Here is a 22,187-nt window from a genome sequence, read left to right on the forward strand (position 1 = left end):
TTCCGAACAGAGAAGTTAAGCTCACTTGCGCCGATGGTACTGCAATGCAATGCGGGAGAGTAGGTAGCCGCCTCCTTTTATCAAGAGCCTCAGATTTCGAAAGATTTCTGAGGCTTTTTTGTTTTCATGCAGTTTTGCTTTCTTATCGCAGCTTTATCCCACAGATTACGCGGCTCCTTTTATCTTTTTACCTATTGGTCCTGGATTTTGTAAATGTGTATAGATTCAAAATAAAAAAGGCTGACCAGTAAGGTCAGCCCAATTTGATATTATTTGTTTTTACGGCGATTTCGTGTCTTCTGCTTTGACTTTTTCGCTTTGCTGGAAGAAGTGTTAGCTGCAGGCTTTTCCTTGCGTACAGGAGCCGAATCGCCGGATAGGGTGAAATCTAGTTGTTTCTTTTCCAGGTTGGCTTGCGCCACCTTAATGCGGATAGCGTCGCCTAATTGATATTTATTATGGTGACGACGACCAATCAAACAGAAGTTCTTTTCGTCGAAGTCGTAATAATCGTCAGCAATGTCGCGCATCGGAATCATTCCTTCACAATGGTTTTCGTCTATGGTAGCATAAATTCCGTAAGAAGTAATACCGCTTATATGGGCATCGAATTCCTCGCCGAGTTTATCTCCCATGAATTCTACCATCTTATATTTGATACTGTCACGTTCTGCATTCTGTGCAATCTGTTCCATTTCAGAGCAATGCTCACAGAGTTCTTCGTAATGTTTCTCGTTGGCACTTCTGCCACCATCTGCGTACTTGGTAAGCAAGCGATGAACCATCGTATCCGGATAACGGCGGATAGGTGAGGTGAAGTGGGTGTAGTATTCGAAAGCCAGTCCAAAGTGTCCGATGTTGTGAACAGAGTACTTTGCCTTCATCATGGCACGGAGTGCAACCATCTGGATGAGATTGTTCTCTGGTTTGCCTTCGCAATCTGACATCAACTTATTGAGACTTCTTGCTGTAGCGCCCTTCGTACCCTCTGTTTTCATCTTATAACCAAACTTCACAACGAATTCACGCAAGGTTTCCAACTTCTGTGGGTCTGGATTGTCATGAATACGATAAGGAAGCGTCTTTGGCTTCTTTCCTTTCTTTACCTTTCCGATACTTTCTGCCACCGTACGATTGGCGAGTAGCATGAATTCCTCTACGAGTTTATTGGCATCCTTAGAGCGCTTGTAGTAGCAGCTTACTGGTTTCCCCTTTTCGTCAACGTCGAAATGCAACTCTTCGCGGTCAAACTTAACAGCACCATTTTTGAATCTTGCGGCACGCAGTTTCTTAGCCAGTCTGTCAAGCGTAATGAGCTGAAGTGCGTTTTCTCCCTGATAAGGATGTTCCTTGGTTTCTGCTGGAGCAGGTTCGCCAGTACCATCAATCACACCATTTGCTTCGAGGAGTTCCTGTACCTCTTCATATTTATATCGGCGGTCGCTCTCGATGACGGTATGTACGATGCGATAGTTCTTGACTTCGGCATTGTTGTCGAGTTCGAAGATGACGCTGTACGCAAGTTTTTCCTCATTAGGACGAAGCGAGCAGATAAAGTTACAGAGACGCTCTGGGAGCATCGGGATGGTGCGATCTACGAGATATACAGATGTTGCACGTTTCACTGCTTCCTTGTCGATGATACTGCCCTCTGTGACGTAATGTGACACATCTGCGATATGAACACCTACCTGCCAGTTACCATTCTCCAATCTCTGGATACTGAGGGCATCATCAAAGTCCTTGGCATCCTTCGGGTCGATGGTGCAAGTGAATACCTTGCGGAAGTCCTCTCGTTCTTTGTAATCCTGTTCTGTGATTTCGCCGCTTATCTTGTTGGCTGCATCTTCTACATTCTTTGGATATTTATAAGGTAATCCATATTGAGCAAGAATAGAATTCATCTCAACATCATTATCACCCATCTGGCCAAGAATGTCAACAACCTCGCCAATAGGACTCTTGTTTTCTCCATCCGGCCACTCGATAATCCGTACTACTGCCTTGTCATCGGTCTTTCCTCCCTTCACCTTTCTTCTAGGAATGATGATGTTGTGAGCAAAGACATCGCCAGGTGTCACGAGGTAAGCCAGATCCTTATCTACTTTCAGACGTCCTACGAAGGTATCTTTAGCGCGTTCAAGGATTTTGTTGACCTGTGCCTCCTTGATGTGATTCTTACGACGAGCCAGGAAGGTGAATTCCACCCTGTCACCATTAAGTGCTCCCATCGAATTACGTTCAGAAACGAAAATAGGCTTCTCGCTATCATCAGGGATAACAGAGTTTTTGCCATTTGCCTTTCTAACGAATTTACCTTCCATCACCTGTATGCTTTGATTCAGGCGATAAGAATTATCACTTACCTTAGCCAGGTAGTCATCCCATGCCATTTCCTCCATAATGTCAATCGCCAGCATCTTGAGCGGATGCGTCGTAAGATGGAGGGAACGGAATATCTCTTTAAAGCTGAGCGTTTCGCCCGGTCTTTCGGCAAAGAATTCCTGCAGCATCTCAGTGAGCTGCGCTTTGTTCATTCTTTTGCCACCTTTTTTACCTTTTCCCATAAATTATGACTATTATTAGTTTTATAAGGCAAAGAAACAAAAAAAAAAGGAGAAAACAAAGTTTCTTGGCATCTTTTTTCGTTTTTTATTAAATATGAGGCAAAACAGACCATAATATTTCTTCATTTTTCATATTTCAGAGCAGAATTAGCTTATTAATTCAGTTTGTCTGTTCGTAAACGTAGTTTTTCCAAAATTGTGTTTAGGGGGTCTTGGATGTTACAATACTGTTACAACTTGAAATATCGGTAACAAATATTTCGTAATAACGGAAATTCTTATTATATTTGCAACCGAAACGTAACAAACATTTCCACAAATACAAATGAATATGGATACAAGTCAATATCTTGTGATTTTTTTTCAGATTCTCGGTTCTTTAGCTTTGCTCATCTATGGTATGAAGGTGATGAGTGAGGCCTTGCAGAAGATGGCAGGATCTCAGTTGCGCCACATTTTGGGTGCTATGACAACCAACCGATTTACGGGAATGCTTACAGGTACCTTTATTACCTGTGCCGTTCAGAGTTCCTCTGCAACTACCGTTATGACGGTTTCTTTTGTAAATGCAGGTTTGCTGACCTTAGCCCAAGCTATTTCCGTTATTATGGGTGCCAACATTGGTACTACGTTTACGGCATGGATTATGTCGCTGGGTTATAATGTAGATTTAACGATTGTCGTATTCCCTGCCTTCTTCCTCGGCATTATGCTGATTTATAGTAAGAAGCGCCGTTATTTCGGAGATTTCCTTTTTGGTATCGCCTTCCTCTTCTTCTCGCTCGTTCTGTTGAGTAGTGCGGGTAAGGCTCTTGATCTGGAACATAATCCGGCGGTTATCGATTTCTTTGGTTCTTTTGATACAAAGAGTCATTTCACGATTGTAGTCTTCCTCCTGATCGGTACACTTATAACCTGTATCGTACAGAGTTCGGCAGCTGTGATGGCCATCACCATCTTACTCTGTTCTACAGGCGTACTCCCTATCTATCTGGGTATTGCCTTAGTGATGGGTGAGAATATCGGAACTACCGCTACTGCCAATCTTGCCGCTTTGGGTGCCAATGCCCAGGCTCGTCGTGCAGCCTTGGCCCATCTGGTATTCAATGTCTTTGGTGTAATCTGGGTTCTCTGCCTGTTCTATCCATTTGTAGATTTCGTTTGCTCTATCGTGGGGTATGATCCTGATGGTGGTATGTCTGCGGCACAGAAGACGAAGTTGTTGCCAATTGTCCTGGCGATGTTCCATACCTGTTTCAATGTTTGTAACACAGGCATTCTGATTTGGTTTATCCCACAGTTGGAAAAAGTTGTCTGCAAACTTATCAAGCCTAAGGCAGATAAGGAGGATGAAGATTTCCGTTTGCGCTTTATCCAGGCTGGCATCATGAAGACCCCAGAACTTTCTGTCTTCGAGGCACAGCAGGAAATCGGCAGTTTCGGCGAGCGCATCCATCGTATGTTTGGTATGGTGAGAGAGTTGCTGGAAACTCAGGATTCCAAGACTTTCGACAAACTCTATGAGCGTATCGAGAAGTATGAAGGTATTTCTGATAATATGGAGATAGAGATTGCCAAGTATCTTGATCAAGTGAGCGATGCTCATCTGAGTGATGATACCAAGGCGAAGATCCGTGCGATGTTGCGTGAGATTTCTGAAATCGAGAGTATTGGTGACAGTTGCTTTAATCTTGCCCGTACCATTAAGCGTAAGGGTGAAAACAAGGAGGAGTTTACTGCCAAGCAGAGTGAAAACATTCATCAGATGTTTAAGTTGGTAGATGAGGCGCTGACTCAGATGAACTATATGTTTGCTCATGAACGCCATTCTATCAATCTCAACCATACGTACAATATCGAGACTGAGATTAATAATTATCGTACTCAGTTGAGAAACCAGAACCTGGATGATGTGGATAACCATCTTTATACCTATGGTGTAGGTACATTGTATATGGATATCATTCAGGAATGCGAAAAACTGGGTGATTATGTGGTTAATGTCGCCGAGGCTCGCATGGGAGTCAGAACATCTGAGGCTGTGTAATGCAGATTGTTATTGATAGAAAGAAAATAAAAGTAATAAAAGCAAACGGGGAAGTATCAATGGATGCTTCCCCGTTTGATTTTATTGTTTAGGTATTCTGAATGTTTTTATTTTTCCAATATTTCCTTCAGTTCCTTCATACCATCTGAAGCCCCTTTCATGATGTGCTCTATCTTGTAATATCCATTGGTGTTTACGGCACCCGGGTCTATCAGATAGATAGGAATGTGAGGCTTGGTATATGAAATCAGACCTGCAGCAGGATAAACGTTGAGTGAGGTTCCGATAATGACGAAGATATCGGCTTGCTGTACAGCTTCGGCTGCCGGCTCAATCATAGGAACGCTTTCGCCGAAGAAAACGATAAATGGGCGCAACAGGCTTCCATCTCCAGCTTCGGTTCCCGGCTTTACCTCGCATTCATCCTCAGGTAATTCCTTGATGTAGCGATAGTCGTAAGGGTCGCGTGAAGAGCAAACCTTTGATAGTTCGCCATGCAGATGGATTACATTCTTGGAACCTGCCTTCTCATGCAGATTATCTACATTCTGGGTGATTACCGTCACATCGAAGTCTTTTTCCAGCTCCTTGATAAGTTTATGTCCCTCGTTAGGTTGCGCAGCATAGAGTTTATGGCGCAACATATTATAGAAGTTTGTTACTAGGGTAGGGTCAGCTTCCCATCCCTCATGGGTAGCTATCTGTTCTACAGGATAGTTTTCCCATAATCCATCATTGCCACGGAAAGTTTTGAAACCACTCTCCACAGACATGCCTGCACCGGTTAAAAATACGAGTTTCTTCATCTTATCACGTTTTAATTATTCATATTTTCTTAATCTTTTTATTAAGAATGCACAAATTTAGCAATTTTTCTGCAAATAACATCGTTTTAAGCGAGAAAAATGTTATCTTTGCACTCGTTTTAAGGACAAAAAGTACATTTTAAGATTATTAATACATTATTATAAATAAATTTTATGGATAAAGTAAGTTATGCTTTGGGCATCGGCATCGGTCGCCAGTTGGCTTCTATGGGTGCAGAGAGTTTGAATATTGATGATTTTGCACAGGCTGTAAAGGATGCCATCGCCGGTAAGCTTCAGCTCGGCGAGCAGGAAGCTCAGGAGTTGGTACAGAACTTCTTTGCAGAGCAGGAGGCTAAGGCTCAGGCTGCTGCTGCCGAGAAGGGCAAGGTTGCTAAGGAAGCTGGTGAGAAGTTCCTCGCCGAGAACGGCAAGAAGGATGGTATCATCACTACTAAGAGCGGTTTGCAGTATCAGGTTTTGCGTGAAGGTAATGGCAAGGCTCCTAAGGCTACCGATCAGGTTGAGTGCCACTATGAGGGAACGCTTATCGACGGTACTAAGTTTGACAGTTCTTACGACCGTGGTCAGACTGCTACCTTCCCATTGAACCAGGTTATCGCTGGTTGGACAGAGGGTCTTCAGCTCATGACCGAGGGTGCCAAGTTCCGTTTCTTCATCCCTTATCAGTTGGGTTATGGCGAGCGTGGTGCTGGTGCATCTATCCCTCCATTCTCAGCCTTGATTTTCGATGTTGAGCTCGTTGCCGTTAAGTAATCTGTTAGTAGATATATTTAAATGAAGTAAAGGCAATCCTGGAATATAATAGATAAAAATAAAGATTTAAAATATAAATAAGGAAATGAAAAAGTTATTTTTCGGAGCCCTCGTGGCTTGTGCTGCTGCTACATTCGTAGGTTGTGGCAATTCTACTCCTAAGGCAGATCTCAAGACTGATGTAGATACTATGAGTTATGCTATGGGTATGTCTCAGACTCAGGGTCTGAAGGAGTTTATGGTAGAGCGCATGGGCGTTGATACTGCTTACATGGATGATTTCATCAAAGGTCTTAACGATGGTGCCAACGCTGGTGACGACAAGAAGAAGGCTGCTTACTATGCAGGTATCCAGATTGGTCAGCAGATCAGCAACCAGATGGTTAAGGGTATCAACCACGAGGTATTCGGTGAGGATTCTACAAAGTCTATCTCTCTGAAGAACTTCATGGCTGGTTTCATCACAGGTACTACAGGCAAGAAGGGCTTGATGACTGTTGAGCAGGCTGCTCAGATAGCTCAGGCTAAGATGATGGCTATCAAGGCTAAGAACATGGAGAAGGAATATGGTCCTAACAAGGTTGCTGGTGAGAAGTTCCTCGCTGCCAACAAGAAGAAGCCAGGAGTTGTTACTCTGCCTTCAGGTGTTCAGTACAAGGTAATTAAGGAGGGTAACGGCCCTATGCCAAAGGATACCTCTATGGTTAAGGTTAACTACGAGGGTAAGACAATCGACGGCAAGGTATTCGATTCTTCTTTCAAGCGTGGTCAGGCCGTAGATCTCCGTGCTAACCAGGTTATCAAGGGTTGGACTGATGCTTTGGTTCACATGCCAGCAGGTTCTGTTTGGGAGGTTTACATTCCTCAGCAGTTGGCTTACGGTGAGCGCGAGCAGGGTCAGATCAAGCCATTCTCTGTATTGATCTTCAAGATTGAGTTGATTTCAGTAGGTGGCAAGTAATTTTTGTGGGAACTCATTTTTATAGAGGACTTATAAATGAAGAAAATATTAATGACAGCACTCGTCCTCGTGGCGGGTGCTTCTTTGTTTACAGCTAGTGCTGCAAGCAAGAAGAAGGTTAAGAAGGCGGCTGCTCTTGTTGAGTTGAAATCATCAGCCGATTCTTTGAGTTATGTAGCTGGTATGAATGCCACTCGTGGTCTGATTCCTTATATCCAGCAGAGTTTTCAGGTAGATACTGCCTATATGGAGAATTTCCTTCGTGGTTACAAGGATGCGCTTGCCATGGGTATCAATCCTAAGACCGTAGCTTATTCTGCAGGCATGGAGGTTGCCAAGCTGGTAGAGAAGCGTGTATATCCTGGCACAAAGGAAGAGTTGAAGAGTACAGGCGATTCTATCAGCCATGCTATGTTCCAGAATGGTTTTATCGCAGCTTTGGCTAATGATACAACATTCTTTACCACTAAGGCTGCTGCCGATTTCCAGAAGGAAGCTTTGGCTGGTGCCGGCGAGAAGTTCCTTGCTGCTAATGCCAAGAAACCTGGTGTAAAGGTGTTGCCTAGCGGTTTGCAGTATAAGGTGATTACCGAAGGTCATGGCGAGGTGCCTCAGGCTAGCGATGAGGTAGAAGTTATCTACGAGGGTCGTCTGATTGATGGTACCGTTTTTGATGCTACATCCAAGCATGGTGGCAGCAAGACAGATAAGTTCCGTGCCAATGGTTTGATTAAGGGTTGGACCGAGGCGCTTACTCTGATGCCTGTGGGCAGTAAGTGGCAGCTTTACATTCCTTACGAGTTGGCTTACGGCGAGCGTCAGGCTGGTCAGATTCCTCCATATTCAACCTTGATTTTCGACCTGGAGCTTGTCAGCATCGTAAAGCCTGAGGTTAAGGCTGAGCCTGCTGGCGAGTTGAAGGAAGATGTAGCCGTAGGAGCAGAGAAGAAGGTGGCTAAGGCTTCTGCCAAGTCAAACGGCAAGAAAGCTGCTTCCAGAAAGAGAAAGTAATATATATATAAGGTAATATATATAATTAAGGTAAGAGCTAGAGATAGAATTCTATCTCCGGCTCTTTTTGTTTCTTTTGTGTTTGTGTTTGTTGCTTCTCTGTAAAAAACGGGAAAAGAAATCTGTTAATTTGTACTTTTGTATTATCTTTGCAGCTATTATAAGCAACTATAAACAACTTTTTAATCATAGTTTTAACCTATATGGAAATAATGAAACAGATAACAACAACCGTATGTGCAACCATGCTGATGGCTAGTTGCGGTAACATAAACAATACGGAGCAGCAAGTGAACCAACAAGTAGATGAACTCTACAGCAGAATGTCACAGCCAGAGCGTATCGCTCAGTTGAGAAGTGGGTATATGGATGAACTTTTTGATGCGGAAGGCAATTTGGATACCGTCAAATGCAAACAGCTCATTCCTTATGGTATTGGACATTTTTCTCAGTACGCCAGTCAGGAATTGGTTGATGCCAATTTCTTGCGAAAGCGTGTGGCTGTTGTACAAGATTGGTTGATACATCATACCCCAAACGGTATTCCTGCTCTTTTTCATGAGGAAGTTCTTTCGGGTATCAATACGCAAGATGCAACAGTCTATCCACAGCAGATAGGTCAGGCTTGTTCATTCAATCCAGAGTTGGCTGAGCTCAAGACTTTGCAGACAGGTACCGCTCTTCGCAAGATGGGTGGCGTATTGTCGCTTTCTCCTATGGTAGACGTCTGCCGTACTCCAAGTTTTAATCGTCTGGAAGAATCATACGGTGAGGATGGCTATCTTTCAGCCGTTATGGGTACTGCTTTTGTCAAGGGCCTTCAGCAGGGCGACCTCAAGAAGGGAGTGGGAGCTTGCTCTAAACACTATCTGGGATATGGTGGTGGCGGTGATGCTGATGAGAAGGAGATGATGGAAGATATCCTTTTGCCTCATGAGACGATGATTCGTTTAGCAGGTTGCAAGGCTTTGATGCCGGGTTATCATGCTGTTCATGTTACCAAGTGCGTGGCAAATAGTGAGATTCTCAATGATATTCTGCGCGGTTATCTCGGATTCGATGGAATGGTGGTGAGCGATTATACTGCCATTGACCAGTTGCCGGGACTTGATACTCCTCTTCAGAAAGCTGTGGCTGCTATCAATGGTGGCAATGATGTTGATTTCCCTAGAGGCGAAAATTATCAGTATTTACAGGAAGCCTTGGATAAGGGACTTGTTAAGGAAGAAGTCTTTGAGCGTGCAGTAAAGGATGTTCTGCGTTATAAGATTCGTGCAGGACTGATGGACAAGAATCCATATCTGTATAGTACGGAGGATGTAAAACTTGATACCAAGGAAGAACGGCAGACGGCTTACGATATTGCCAGCCAGTCTATCGTCTTGTTGGAGAATAATGGTGTTTTGCCTCTTGTGAAGGAGGCTGATGTTAACAGTGCCAAGCAGGTTAAGAATATCTTACTCACAGGTCCTAATGCCAATTCCATCTGGGCGATGTGTGGCGATTACTCTTTCCCTTCAATGTTCTATTTCTGGCAGAGTTGGAAGAAAAAATGGGATGATAGCCACTTGCCACATATCGTTAAATTGCTAGAGGCAATGCAGGCTGGTAAACCTGAGGGTATTAATATTAAGTACTCTCGTGGTTGCGACTGGACAGAGGAGATAGAGACCAAGTTTGAAGAGTCTGGCGATAAGCGTGCTTGGGAGTATCAGCTCCTGCATCGCAAGGTTGATTCTGGCGAGAAGGCTGATAAGGCTGAAGCTTTGGCGATGGCAAAGGAAAGCGATGTTATCGTTGCTGCCGTAGGCGAGAATGTGATGCTCTGTGGCGAGAACCGTGAGCGAGATGGACTCAAGCTTCCTGGTAAGCAAGAGGAATATGTTGAGGAACTCTTGGCTACGGGCAAACCTGTAGTCCTGGTAGTCTTCGGCGGTCGTGCGCAGGTTATCTCCAAGATAGCCAAGCGTTGTGCAGCAGTCATCCAGGCTTGGTATCCTGGCGAAGAGGGTGGTACAGCTGTGGCTGACATTCTTTATGGCAAGATTTCACCATCAGCCAAGCTGAGTGTCAGCTATCCTAATACTGAGGTTTATGAGCCTATCTGCTATAATTATTCCACCCGGCAGGATGCCCGTGTAGAGTGGCCTTTCGGTTATGGATTGAGCTATACAACCTTTGCCTATAAGAACTTGCAGACAGTTAAGGAGCTCTCTACGGCTTCAGAGTCGAGCAATATCTACTTTGAGGTTACCAATACGGGTAAGGTCCGTGCCGATGAGATAGCGCAGGTATATCTGTCGCCAACTCAGAGCAACCAGCAGATTCATCCTATCCAGTTGCAAGGCTTTGCCCGCATCTCTCTCAATCCTGGCGAAACCAAGAGAGTGTGCATCAAGTTCTATACCGATCAGTTTGGTTACTATTCTCATCAGGGCAATCGTCAATGGAACATAGCTCCAGGAACGTATGAACTGAAGATTGGAGCCTCTTCTCAAGATATCCGCCTTAAGCAGCAGATAGTTTTGAAGGGTGATAAAGTGGTGAAACCTTTGCGTGATCATTACTTCTCCGAGGTTATCAGATAAGCGTATGATTTTTCTACTAAAATTACGCTAAAATCTGCTGAATAGCTTAAAATGAGCTATTTATGAGTTTCTCTCTTCAATAGAGGTAATGATTTGGCAATAATTCTGAATTCTGCAAACTGCATACGTTTGCTGCTTAACAACTCTTTTTATCCGCAAAGGTACAACATATTTGTTGATAATCAAAATAAATCTTCGTTTTTCATTTTTATTTTCAGTTGTGAATTGCTTTCTATCAGTCTCTCTTCTTCACTTGTATAGAAAGCAATTCACAATGGGAGTTTGCTTTTTGTTATATTCCAAATGATAGGCATTTCCAACAAAAGATTTTATGATATAGAGGGCTATTGTTTCTGCATTGCCTGTTAGATTGAGATGTATGCTGATGTTTTTGTAGGCGAACGCATTTTACTGCGTCCGCCTTGCCAACCTATGATATTGCCGCATTTCCGCGCACTATCTCTTAATTTAAGACACCGCTTACAATTCCGTTCTCTATCATAACAATTGCACCAGATTCATATGACCACATGATACGTTGTGAGTTTTCCGTAATGGTAAGAGGCTTTCCCTTTGCCAAGATTACTTCATTGGTATTCATGCCTTTCACAACTTGTCCTTCTACTATGGCTTCCCAATGAGACAAATCAACTTTTGAGGCAAGTATTTCTTGCATAGTTTGTTGCATAAAACGACTACACAAAACAGAAAACTTATCGACATATTCTCTATTTTGAGGCTTCTTTTCTAAATTTAATTTGTCAAGTGATACCGTCTTAAAAACCGCCAAAACACCTTTTGGGGCACATTTTATGTCTTTTACAAGGAATTCTATCTTACCTTTATTCACCGCAATGTTGAGTTGAAAGGTATAGACCTTGTCAGAGTTCTCGTCTTCTGCAATATTACAGTTGACGCTTAATGATAGTTTCTTGGCATCACACTTCAATGTATTCTCAACAACGTTGCTGGATTTTTCAATTGCCCAAAGAGCGGCACTTCCAAAGGTTGTCTTCTCATCAATTCTGCATGGCTTGGACCCCTTGCAAATATAGCTACTTCCTTCTTTTGTCAGCAAGTAGCCATCTTGTGCGTATGAAAAGGCAGCAGATAGTATCATCATTACTGCCAAAATCATGGTTTTCATATATTCATCCTTTTATTGTTAAACAAATAATCTGCCCAACATCCGTCATGACAACAGATATTAGGCAGACCACATTAAAGAACTTATGTCTTTTTTAGAACACGAGACCTATTGTTGCTGCAAGATTGTTCAGCTTGAAGCTATAAGAATCGTATCCATCATCGAACTTACAATAATCAGTCAAGCCACCACCGTAAGTTACACCAAGATAGAATTTACCTAACTCCACGTTAACTCCAGCTTGCCAACCAAGTGTAAAGAACTTCACGTCTTTAACGTCTGATGTGATGTTTCCATTGAAAGTAAGACCTGCCAAAGGGGCAATCTTAATGCTCTCCGTTACAGGCCACTTATAAGTTACATTCAAAGGAATGGTTGCAGTAAGAGCATTCAAATCGTCAAAAGCATAGGTTGCACCAAGACCAGTTTCAATGAACAGAGGCATGTCTTTTGCAACGGATATACCCTTAGTCCATGACAGAGAAACTCCACTAACAGATTCAGAACCTTCAGCACTTGAACTAATAGAGTTATACGAAACACCGATGCGGTTGTAGCCACTACCTTTTTTATATGTAACAGTGTTTGAGGTGATGAGCTGGGCAGAAGCACCAAGGCTCATGATAGAGGCGATTGCCAAAATTAATAACTTTTTCATTGTCTTGAAATTTTAGAATTAATATTGATATTTACTTATTTCGTGTCTCATTGCCAACAGCTTTGTTCTGCTTGTTGTCAACAGATATGGCACGGATGCGAGCACCATTCTGTAAAGGGTCTATCCACTTAGAATCATCTGAGCCCATCTGGCCTTCACCATAATTATGGAACTTTACATACTTGGCTGGATAGCCACGTACGGTAACATCCAAGCCTTTGGTCTTCTCGTTGTTGATAACATAAAACGTTGCACCAAGGATAATGTCTGCGCCAGCAAGTTTTGCGGCTTTGAAAGCTGCGTTAGCTTTTGCATTCTCAAGCATTGCGGTACTGATGTCGGAAAGGGAAACTCCTGGGAAGATGTTAAAAGACCATTCCTGACAGTCTTTGTTTATCATCTGAAGTTCTGCAACCATAGGGCGCACAAAAAACTCAGACATACCCTCTTGGATACGAGTTTGGGCATGTTCAAACTTAGCTTGTGCATGCATAGAAGCAATGCTACCTGCTAACAATAGAAATGTAAACGCAATCTTTTTCATATATGTTTACAATAGCCTATTGACTCCCAAGTGTCGGCAAAAATATAACATGAAAAAGTTATCGACTATAAACGAAAAAGCGTAGGAGTCTGATCTTGTCACTCGTCCTACGTCTTGAGGCTTCTCGCATTGCCCATCCAGTCAAGAACGAGCAACGAACAGAAACCCACGCCGATAGTTGATATAATTGTCCCATCATACCATACAATTACACCTTATATAATATAAGATGTACTGAATGATATCAGGGCATTATAAAAACATCCCATGAGCATCTATCGTTGCCTTGTCACGTGACTGAATCATTTTGAAACTTTGCGAGAATTTCAAGACGTCAAGTTACAAAGCGCATGATAAACGCTTCCCATAAATAGTGGCTCTCATTACCTCTGTGATTGGCCCCCTTGCCTATGCTGTACCCCCACATGCAATAATGCATTGTGAGAACATCTTGTCGGCGTAGGTATTGCAACACAAGTAACATTTTCAGAAGTGAGTCTCTACTCACTATGCTATATGCGACTGCAAATTTCATGAAAACCGCCTCAAAATTAAGCAATATTTGTCAAACCACCAAATAAATTAAGATATTTTCAGGAATACAGGCAACAAAAATGATTTTTGAACTTTTCTTTGCAGTAAGTATATCAAATTTTAAATCGACAACGTGTTTGCTTCAGATTATTCCATTGCTCCTTGAACCATTCAACAATAGGCTGTCTATTTATATACAAAACAGTTGGTTCGGCTTGGTAGAATCAGAGAATATCTTGATTTCTGCATTCACCACATTGAACTTCCTTCTGTACTCCTCGGAATAGAGTGAACCGCTAAAGTTAAGTGCCTTTCCTGTAAGGAGTACTCTGACCTGCTCGACAGTGAAACCAATCTTCTTGCACAGGTCTTCCATTTGCAAGCGTGCTTCCAACATCGGGAACCAACGCTTGGCTTTGCTGATGATGTCGTTGAGTAAAGAAACCTCTGTTGCGTGCTTGCTTTCAAATCAGCAACCTCTGCTTGGTGTTTCTGCTGCATATCACCGAGTTGCTGGCTGTGACAGTCCTCCATTCGCTGCACTTTCTCATGGAGTTCGTCAGTTACAAAATGAACCGCCACCGTTAAAAATGCTTATTAGGGCGTTTCTGCGAGGTAATGATTTGAAAGCGTTTCTATTTCTCCAATCTGTGTTTTTCGCTTTTCCTAGTCTATGCCACTTAAAGCCAACGACTGCCACAACCACTTGAAACTCAAACTAAAAGCATCATTCTGCTATTTTTTGTTTTTTTAGGCGTTATTTTCTTTTAAAACTAGCAAAATGCCAAGGTTTTTGGTTAAAAACAGTATAAAAAACAACTAAATGCACGGATATTGCAAAAAAATCATGCATTTTGTTTGTTGTTTCAATAGATTTTATTAATTTTGCTATCTGGTATAGAAGAGTACCTTATATATTGAATAATATAAAACATAACGAAATGGAGAAAATAGACAATCTAGACAGAAAGATTCTCGGCATCCTTTCCAAGAATGCCCGTATTCCTTTCAAAGACGTAGCCGCAGAATGTGGCGTGTCTCGTGCAGCCATCCATCAGCGCGTTCAGCACTTGATGGAGGATGGTTTCATCACCGGTAGCGGTTTTGATGTAAACCCTAAAAGCCTGGGTTATTCTACCTGCACTTATGTAGGTTTGAACTTGGAGCGCGGTAATATGTATAAAAAGGTGGTAGAGCGCTTGCAGAACATTCCTGAAATCGTAGAGTGCCACTTTACAACCGGTTCATACACCATGCTGATCAAGCTTTATGCCCGCGACAACGAGCAGCTCATGGATTTGCTCAACAATAAGCTCCAGGCTATCCCTGGTGTGGTTTCTACCGAAACGCTCATCTCTCTTGAGCAGAGCATCAAGCGTGAGATTCCTGTACTTCTGGATGAAGATTAATAAGAGTCTCCATACCTGAGTACGATTTTTAGAAGATCTTGAATCATTATTTATTGAAAGATAAAACAAATGGAAACATTTGACTTAGAGTCGCATCTCCAGGATGCATACTCTAGATTTCCCGAAGCGAAGCATCAGCCTGTAATTGGACTTACTGCCAATTACGAAGGTATCGATGCTACGCTTCGTGATCGTTATTATAAGCAGGTAATAGCGGCTGGCGGTACGCCGGTCATTATTCCTCCTGTTGCCGATGCTCAGGTCATCGTCAATACCCTGGAGCATCTCGACGGATTGATTCTGACGGGTGGCGGCGACCATAATCCGCTGTGGATGGGCGAAGAGCCTTCTCCCCGTCTTCACAACATCAATCAGGAACGTGATGCTGCCGAACTGATGATTACCCGATTGGCTTTCAACCGTCAGATTCCGATGCTTGGCATCTGCCGGGGCATCCAGACCCTCGCCATTGCGCTGGGCGGAAAGGTGTGTCAGGATATCAAGCAGCTGGTAAAGCACAGCCAGGATGCCGACCGTACCGAACCTACCCACATCGTAGAAATCAAGAAAGATTCCACCTTATATAATATATATAATAAGGAGAAGATCTTTGTCAACTCGTTCCACCATCAGGCGGTAAGCGAGCCGGGCAAGCATCTGCGTACCATCGCCAAATCTTCTGACCATATTATCGAGGCTGTAGAGAGTAGCGAATATAAGCAGATTCTCGGTGTGCAATGGCATCCGGAATGGCTGGAGGAAGAAGGATTGAAGATTTTCCAATGGCTGGTTAATCAGGCTAACAACTTTTATGCAGCCAAGCAGTTGCATAAGCGCATCCTTACGCTCGATACCCATTGTGATACTCCGATGTTCTTCCCTCAAGGCATCAGGTTTGATCATCGCGATTCCCGCATCCTGGTTGATCTCCATAAGATGACCGACGGTCATCAGGATGCTACCACGATGGTGGCTTACCTGCCACAGCCTCAGATAGGCGAGAGCTTCAGCAGCAAGGTGGCTTTCGATGTAAAGGGTCCTGCGCAGTATGCCGACCTCATCTTCGATAAGATTGAAGAGATTGTGAGTAAGAACAGACAGTATCTCAGCATAGCCCGCACTCCTGCCGATCTTTACAGCGATAAGCGGAAAGGCAGAAAGAGCATCATGCTCGGCATAGAGAACGGTCTCGCCTTGGAGCACGATATCAGTAACGTGAAGCATTTCGCCCAGCGCGGCATCGTTTATATCACGCTCTGCCATAATGGCGATAATGACATCTGCGATAGTGCCCGTGGCTGCAATACCCATAATGGTGTGAGCAGTTTTGGCGAGAAGGTGATTCGTGAGATGAACCGCCTGGGCATCATGGTAGATTTGAGTCATGGTGGCGAGAAGAGTTTCTACGATGCACTTGATATCAGCCAGACGCCTATTGTCTGCAGTCATAGCAGCAGCCGTGCGCTTTGCGATGTGCCCCGCAATCTGACCGATGACCAGATGCGTGCCCTCGCAGCAAAGGGTGGTGTGGCTCATACCACGCTCTATCACGGATTCCTGCGTAAAGAGGGTGAAGCCGACATCATGGACGCTATCGCCCATCTTGAGCATGCCATCGATGTGATGGGTATCGACCATGTAGGTCTGGGTACCGACTTTGATGGAGACGGCGGCATCAGAGGTCTCGCCGACTCTTCTGAACTCATCAATTTCACCCTTCAGCTGTTGCGCCGCAAATATAGCGAGCAGGATATTGTCAAGATTTGGGGAGGCAACTGGCTCAGAGTGATGACGCAGGTGCAGAACTTTAAACATTAATGTTATGACGAAGAAAATGAAGATAATTTTAGGCTTGGTAGTTGCTGCCGGAGTGGTAGCTGGAGCTATCAGCTATAAGAATGCCAACACCAGTTCGCCGGAAATCCAGGAAGTAGAGGAAGCAGAGAAGCTGAATCCTGTAGGTCCTGCCTTTAATGCTGATTCGGCGTTGGCTTATTGTGCCGCACAATGCGATTTTGGTCCTCGCGTCATGAACAGCGAGGCGCACGACAAGTGTGGCGAATGGATTGTGAGCAAGTTCAAGCAGTTTGGTTGTGAGGTAGAAACCCAGAAGGCTGACCTCAAGGGCTATGATGGTACCATCCTGAAGAATACCAATATCATCGCCCATTACAACCCGAAGGCTGAAACCCGCATCTTGCTCTGTGCTCATTGGGACAGCCGTCCTTGGGCTGACAACGACCCCGACAGCACCAACTGGCGCAAGCCTGTAATGGCTGCCAACGATGGAGCCAGCGGAGTAGCCGTCATGTTGGAGATAGCCCGCCAGCTTCAGGCAGACAAGAAGCTGAATCCTAACATCGGCGTAGATTTCGTATGTTTCGATACAGAAGACTGGGGAACACCTCAGTGGGCTGATGTTCAGGACGATGGCGATACTTGGGCTTTGGGTGCCCAGTACTGGAGTGAGAACAAGCCTGAGGGATATAATCCTCGTTTCGGAATCCTCCTCGATATGGTGGGCGGACAGGGAGCCAAGTTCTATCGTGAAGGTATGTCTATGCAGTATGCCGGTGGCATCGTGAAGAAGGTTTGGGCTGCAGCCCGTCAGGCTGGTTTCGGCTCTTACTTCCCTAAGAGCGATGGCGGAATGATTACTGATGATCATATTCCGGTTAACGAGAAGGCTAAGATTCCTACTGTAGATGTGATTGCTTATTATCCAGACTGTCAGCAGAGCAGTTTCGGTCCTACCTGGCACACCGTGAGCGATGATATGGCTCATCTGGATAAGAATGTGCTTAAGGCGGTTGGCCAGACTATGATTCAGGTGCTTTATACTGAGGAATAGGTGGGCATCCCATTCGAATATAAAAGGAAATGTTCCTAGGAAAAGTTGTTGCTTTTCTTAGGAACATTTCTTTTTTCAGCCTGTTTAAATCTTCGTTCATAGACATTGAACCGCCGTTCAAAGACATTGAATGTCGGTTCAAAGACACTGAACGGCGGTTCAACGTCTATGAATGGAGATTTCTTCTGCTTGTATCAACAAAAAAACTTAGGTATAAAAGCAATTCCTATTGACAGGAAATGCTTTTATACCTAAGTGTATGAGCTTTCTGAATAAGATGAGCTGGTTAAATCTGCCCCGATTCTACCTGTCTTACCACTCTTTCTGTTAATCTGTCAACGCCGTTCGGGTCGTACTTCTTGTTGAGGCTGGCACCGAAGAGGCTTGCAAATGCCTGATAGAATCCGGCACGGATAGGACCCAGAAAGGCTTGAATCAGGTGATAGGATGAGGAATTGCACTCACGATATACCAGTTTGATGCAGAGTTTACCCTGTGCATAGGTGAGTTTCTTCATTCTTGGGGTATATTCCTGTTTGATACCTTTCTCCACCAGTTTCATGTGTGCGTCCTTTGCCTTCTTGTTAGGCAGCGTTTCCAGATAATCACCCGTTTCGATGATAATCTTTCTTACCTCTTTGGCTATCGGCAGCACCTTCTTGATGTTGTATACCAAACGGTTGTAAGCCATTCGCTCCTTGGCGTTCTTGAATACCGGCTGCGGATAAACGTACACGTTGTTCACCTGAACATATTGCACGCTGTCATGATCCAGGAGCACTTTTCCTACCTTCACCATCGGTTCAAAGGTAGGAGTATCCATGTCCACCTCCCTGTCTTCAGGGTTGTCGCCATCGGTCTGCGCCATGGTTTGCAGGGTGATGCAGAAGAGCATCGCCAGTAAAAAGCATATTTTCTGTTTCATGTAAATCTCCTCAAAGTTCTTTGGCCAGCTCCTTTTTTCGTGGAGCTTCTTCTATATATAAAGAGGTGTAAGCCCCTTTGTGTTACTAATTACGCCGCAAAATTACAGATTATTTCTCAAATTGAGAAAGATTCTTGGCTTTTTCTTTCTCTTTTTCATATTTTAGCAGTAACTTTGTCTTAATTTAATAAATGAAGTGCCTACTGCAGATGAAGCATGCTCATTCCATAACATCCCTCTTGTTGAAACTGTTTCTCGTAGGCAGCTCCCAAATCTTCTGTGCCTCATGGGCTCAAGCCCAATCTTCCTCTCTTTCAGAACAGGGCGCCGCACCTGAAGATTCTCTTTCCGCTTCGCCCCCTTGGCAGCAACTGCTGTCCGACCTTTCTTCATCCGAAGATTTCGAGTATGTAGCCTGGCAGGATTATGAAGAAGATTTGGAGGAGATGGCGCAGCATCCCGTCAATCTGAATACGGCAACGAGAGAAGAACTGGAGCGCATGCCGTTTCTTACTGCATCGCAGGTAGAAGACATCCTGTTCTATATTTACCGCTATGGCCAGCTGAAGAGTATGAGCGAGCTTACCCTGATAAGCAGCATCGACTGGTACCAGCGCCAGCTGATGAGTTGTTTCTTCTATGTGGCCGATGACGGGAGCAAGCCGGCTTTCCCCAGTCTTAAAAACATCGCCCAGTATGGCAAGCACGAGGTGATGGGCATGCTGAAGGTTCCTTTTTATGAGCGCAAGGGCGATGCGAGCGGAACTGGCGGCTATCTGGGTTATCCTTATAAGCACGGACTGCGCTACCAGTTTCGCTACGGCAATTCCGTCAAGCTGGGATTCGTAGCTTCTCAGGATGCCGGCGAACCATTCTTCGGAGGCAGGAACACGATGGGTTACGACTTCTATTCCTTCTATCTTCAGGTAAAGAACTTGGGCAGATGGAAGAATATCACCCTGGGCAGATACAGACTGAACGCAGGATTAGGACTGATACTCAATAATGATTTCGGCTTCGGCAAACTCTCAGCCTTAACCACCTTGGGCAGATCATCTTCCTGCATCATCCGCGGTCATTCCTCCCGCTCCTCTGCTAATTATCTGCAAGGCGCAGCAGCCACCTATACCTTATTAAAAGGACTGGAACTGACCGGCTTTCTTTCTTATCGCCAGATAGATGCTACGCTTTCTGCTGACGGCGGGGGCATCAAGACCATCCTGAAGACCGGTTTGCATCGCACGGTGAATGAGATTGCCAAACAGAAGATAGCATCCAATACACTTGTGGGAGGCAACATCAGTTACCGACATCAGGGCTGGCACATCGGAGGTACAGCCTTTTATACCTCTTTTTCCCTTCCGCTCACGCCTAATAAAAGCCAGCTTTACAAGCGTTTTGCTCCAGAGGGGAATGCCTTCTGGAATGCCAGCATCAGCTATGGTTACATCTCCCATCGCCTCACCCTCTCCGGCGAAACGGCTACGGGCGATTGCGGTTCCATAGCCACGCTCAATGCAGCCTCCTATCTCTGTTCCGACCATTTCACGCTCATGGCTCTTCACAGGTTCTATTCTGCCCGATATTATTCTCTCTTCAGCAACAGCTTTTCCGAGGGGAGCGATGTGCAGGATGAAAACGGCGTATATCTGGGCTTTACCTGGATTCCTGCCCATCATTGGAGTATCACAGCCTATAGCGATTTCGCCTATTTCGCCTGGCCTAAGTACCAGACCAGGGAGAGCACACAGAGTTGGGATAATCTGGTGAATATTCTCTTCCAGCCTTCAAGAGTGCTGACGGTAGGAGGAAGGTTCCGTTATAAGGATAAGGCGGGAACCACGACCGGCCGTCTGCGCCTCTATGCCACAATATCCCAAAAACGATGGAGCGCCAAAACCAGTTTCGACTATACGATGAGCCAGGCAGAAAGCGCAATGAAGAATGAGGGCGATGAACTTAGTAAAGGCTATATGGTGAGCGAGCATATAGGATGGGAATGGAAATGGAAGAAGCAGTTGAAAGGAACGTTGAGAGGCTGCCTGGGCTATTTTCATACTTCCGATTTCGCCTCCCGTATCTATGTTTATGAGCCCGGTCTGCTCTATCAGATGAGTTTCGGCAGCTACTACGGCGAGGGCATCCGTTATGCCTTGGTGGCACGCTCAGAGATAGGTTCCCATCTGCTGCTTATCGCCAAATTGGGTACAACCGATTATTTCGACCGCTCTCACATCTCTTCTGGTTTGCAGGAAATCTCCCGCTCTTCGCAAACCGATCTGGAGATACAGGTAAAGTGGAAATGGTAAGAAAGAATGGAGAAAAACGGGAAATATATATCAAGAATAAAAAATATTAAACGTTTTTCTTGTTTAAATAGAAAAAATGAGTTACTTTTGCATCTGAATAAATACTGGCTTACAAATGAAGATATTGATAGTTATCCCTTGTTATAACGAGGAAGAAGTGCTGCCTAAGACCTTAGATGTGCTGGGGGCATTGATCAGAAAGATTAAGAAAGAGACTGATGCCGACACAGAACTGCTGCTTGTCGACGATGGCAGTCGTGACCATACTTGGCAGATGATTTCGGATGCTGCCAAGGAACATGGGTATGTGCATGGCATCAAACTGTCGCATAACCGGGGCCATCAGAATGCGCTCTGGGCAGGTATGGAAGCTGCGGTAGACCATTGCGATGCGATGGTAAGTATCGATGCCGACCTGCAGGACGATGAAAATGTAATCATCGATATGGTGCGCCAGGTGCAGGAAGGCAAGGATATCATCTATGGTGTGCGCAAGGAGCGCAAGACCGATACCTTCTTTAAGCGCTTTACCGCCCAGGCTTTTTATAAGCTGATGCAGAGTGTGGATAAGGAGACGGTTTACAATCATGCCGATTTCCGCATGATGACCAATCGCACCCTAAAGGCGCTGATGCAGTATTCAGAGCGCAATCTCTTCCTTAGAGCCATCGTACGCCAGTTGGGTTTCCGGGAGGGATTCGTCTATTACGATCGCAAGGCTCGTGAGGCGGGTGAGAGCAAGTATCCGTTTACCAAGATGCTGAGTTTCAGCATAGATGGCATCACTTCGTTCTCCGTAGCACCTCTTAGGTTTATCACCTTCCTGGGTTTGGCGATGACTTTGGTGGCAGTCATCATGATTATCTTTGCCTTGGTAGAATATTTCCAGGGCAAGACCATCCAGGGTTGGACCTCCATGCTTGTTTCCATGTGGTTTATCGGAGGCATCATCACCACGGGCGTAGGCATTACGGGCGTATATATCGGCAAGATTTATACAGAGGTGAAGCGCCGCCCTCGATACTTTATCGAAGAAAGAGTATAATTTAAAGA

17 protein-coding genes and 1 rRNA gene are annotated in these 22,187 nt (G+C 44.6%); 11 read left to right on the forward strand and 7 right to left on the reverse strand.

Translation table 11 applies throughout. The features are described 5' to 3' along the window. A 5S ribosomal RNA gene (gene rrf / locus ACWJAO_RS02280) occupies positions 1–76 on the forward strand; the annotation flags it as partial. Between the two features lie 193 nt (positions 77–269). On the opposite strand, the gene rnr is transcribed toward rrf, so the two are convergent. Further along, positions 270–2,567 carry a ribonuclease R gene (gene rnr, locus ACWJAO_RS02285; RefSeq protein ID WP_449139130.1) on the reverse strand — a complete coding sequence of 766 codons (2,298 nt, stop codon included), beginning with the start codon at positions 2,565–2,567 and terminating at the stop codon, positions 270–272. A 331-nt stretch (positions 2,568–2,898) separates the two neighbouring features. Between rnr and ACWJAO_RS02290 the strand changes: the two genes are divergently transcribed. Continuing rightward, a complete protein-coding gene (locus tag ACWJAO_RS02290; protein WP_287819579.1) occupies positions 2,899–4,614 on the forward strand; it encodes a Na/Pi cotransporter family protein in 1,716 nt (571 codons plus the stop codon). Positions 4,615–4,721: 107 nt separating this feature from the next. Here the strand turns inward: ACWJAO_RS02290 and ACWJAO_RS02295 are convergent, their stop codons facing one another. Then, a complete protein-coding gene (locus ACWJAO_RS02295) occupies positions 4,722–5,420 on the reverse strand; it encodes an NAD-dependent deacylase (protein WP_287819578.1) in 699 nt (232 codons plus the stop codon). Positions 5,421–5,594: 174 nt separating this feature from the next. Between ACWJAO_RS02295 and ACWJAO_RS02300 the strand changes: the two genes are divergently transcribed. From ACWJAO_RS02300 to ACWJAO_RS02315, 4 genes are all read left to right on the forward strand, one after another. Next, positions 5,595–6,197 (forward strand): FKBP-type peptidyl-prolyl cis-trans isomerase, encoded by a 603-nt coding sequence (locus ACWJAO_RS02300; protein WP_006848156.1) that lies wholly within the window; start codon positions 5,595–5,597, stop codon positions 6,195–6,197. 85 nt (positions 6,198–6,282) lie between these two features. After that, on the forward strand, positions 6,283–7,158 hold the full coding sequence (locus ACWJAO_RS02305) for an FKBP-type peptidyl-prolyl cis-trans isomerase (RefSeq protein ID WP_117587468.1): 876 nt from the start codon (positions 6,283–6,285) through the stop codon (positions 7,156–7,158). 36 nt (positions 7,159–7,194) lie between these two features. Further along, on the forward strand, positions 7,195–8,169 hold the full coding sequence (locus ACWJAO_RS02310) for an FKBP-type peptidyl-prolyl cis-trans isomerase (RefSeq protein ID WP_449139131.1): 975 nt from the start codon (positions 7,195–7,197) through the stop codon (positions 8,167–8,169). Positions 8,170–8,381: 212 nt separating this feature from the next. After that, positions 8,382–10,757 carry a glycoside hydrolase family 3 C-terminal domain-containing protein gene (locus ACWJAO_RS02315; protein WP_449139132.1) on the forward strand — a complete coding sequence of 792 codons (2,376 nt, stop codon included), beginning with the start codon at positions 8,382–8,384 and terminating at the stop codon, positions 10,755–10,757. A gap of 463 nt (positions 10,758–11,220) precedes the next feature. Here the strand turns inward: ACWJAO_RS02315 and ACWJAO_RS02320 are convergent, their stop codons facing one another. From ACWJAO_RS02320 to ACWJAO_RS02335, 4 genes are all read right to left on the reverse strand, one after another. After that, a complete protein-coding gene (locus ACWJAO_RS02320) occupies positions 11,221–11,904 on the reverse strand; it encodes a hypothetical protein (protein WP_449139133.1) in 684 nt (227 codons plus the stop codon). 94 nt (positions 11,905–11,998) lie between these two features. Then, positions 11,999–12,562 (reverse strand): hypothetical protein, encoded by a 564-nt coding sequence (locus ACWJAO_RS02325; RefSeq protein WP_449139134.1) that lies wholly within the window; start codon positions 12,560–12,562, stop codon positions 11,999–12,001. 31 nt (positions 12,563–12,593) lie between these two features. Then, positions 12,594–13,004: a hypothetical protein gene (locus tag ACWJAO_RS02330; RefSeq protein ID WP_287839735.1), complete on the reverse strand. Its 411-nt coding sequence runs from the start codon at positions 13,002–13,004 to the stop codon at positions 12,594–12,596. 826 nt (positions 13,005–13,830) lie between these two features. Beyond that, positions 13,831–14,016: a hypothetical protein gene (locus ACWJAO_RS02335; protein ID WP_449139135.1), complete on the reverse strand. Its 186-nt coding sequence runs from the start codon at positions 14,014–14,016 to the stop codon at positions 13,831–13,833. Between the two features lie 565 nt (positions 14,017–14,581). Here ACWJAO_RS02335 and ACWJAO_RS02340 point away from each other — a divergent pair. The 3 genes from ACWJAO_RS02340 (at position 14,582) to ACWJAO_RS02350 (ending at position 17,900) form a co-directional block, all read left to right on the forward strand. Continuing rightward, positions 14,582–15,049, forward strand: coding sequence for an Lrp/AsnC family transcriptional regulator (locus ACWJAO_RS02340; RefSeq protein WP_006848151.1), 468 nt, complete (start codon positions 14,582–14,584; stop codon positions 15,047–15,049). A gap of 69 nt (positions 15,050–15,118) precedes the next feature. Then, positions 15,119–16,867: a membrane dipeptidase gene (locus ACWJAO_RS02345; RefSeq protein WP_449139136.1), complete on the forward strand. Its 1,749-nt coding sequence runs from the start codon at positions 15,119–15,121 to the stop codon at positions 16,865–16,867. A gap of 4 nt (positions 16,868–16,871) precedes the next feature. Continuing rightward, positions 16,872–17,900: a M28 family peptidase gene (locus ACWJAO_RS02350; RefSeq protein WP_006848149.1), complete on the forward strand. Its 1,029-nt coding sequence runs from the start codon at positions 16,872–16,874 to the stop codon at positions 17,898–17,900. Between the two features lie 286 nt (positions 17,901–18,186). On the opposite strand, the gene ACWJAO_RS02355 is transcribed toward ACWJAO_RS02350, so the two are convergent. Then, positions 18,187–18,825, reverse strand: a complete 639-nt coding sequence (locus ACWJAO_RS02355) for a DUF4294 domain-containing protein (protein ID WP_006848148.1) — start codon at positions 18,823–18,825, stop codon at positions 18,187–18,189. 191 nt (positions 18,826–19,016) lie between these two features. On the opposite strand from ACWJAO_RS02355, the gene ACWJAO_RS02360 reads away from it, so the two are divergent. Both ACWJAO_RS02360 and ACWJAO_RS02365 read left to right on the forward strand, forming a co-directional pair. Continuing rightward, entirely contained in the window at positions 19,017–21,134 is a 2,118-nt protein-coding gene (locus ACWJAO_RS02360; RefSeq protein ID WP_449139137.1) for a helix-hairpin-helix domain-containing protein, read from the forward strand. Positions 21,135–21,249: 115 nt separating this feature from the next. Continuing rightward, positions 21,250–22,179 carry a glycosyltransferase family 2 protein gene (locus ACWJAO_RS02365; RefSeq protein WP_233401928.1) on the forward strand — a complete coding sequence of 310 codons (930 nt, stop codon included), beginning with the start codon at positions 21,250–21,252 and terminating at the stop codon, positions 22,177–22,179. Positions 22,180–22,187: the final 8 nt, after the last annotated feature.

The sequence above is a fragment of the Segatella sp. genome, from assembly GCF_977051555.1.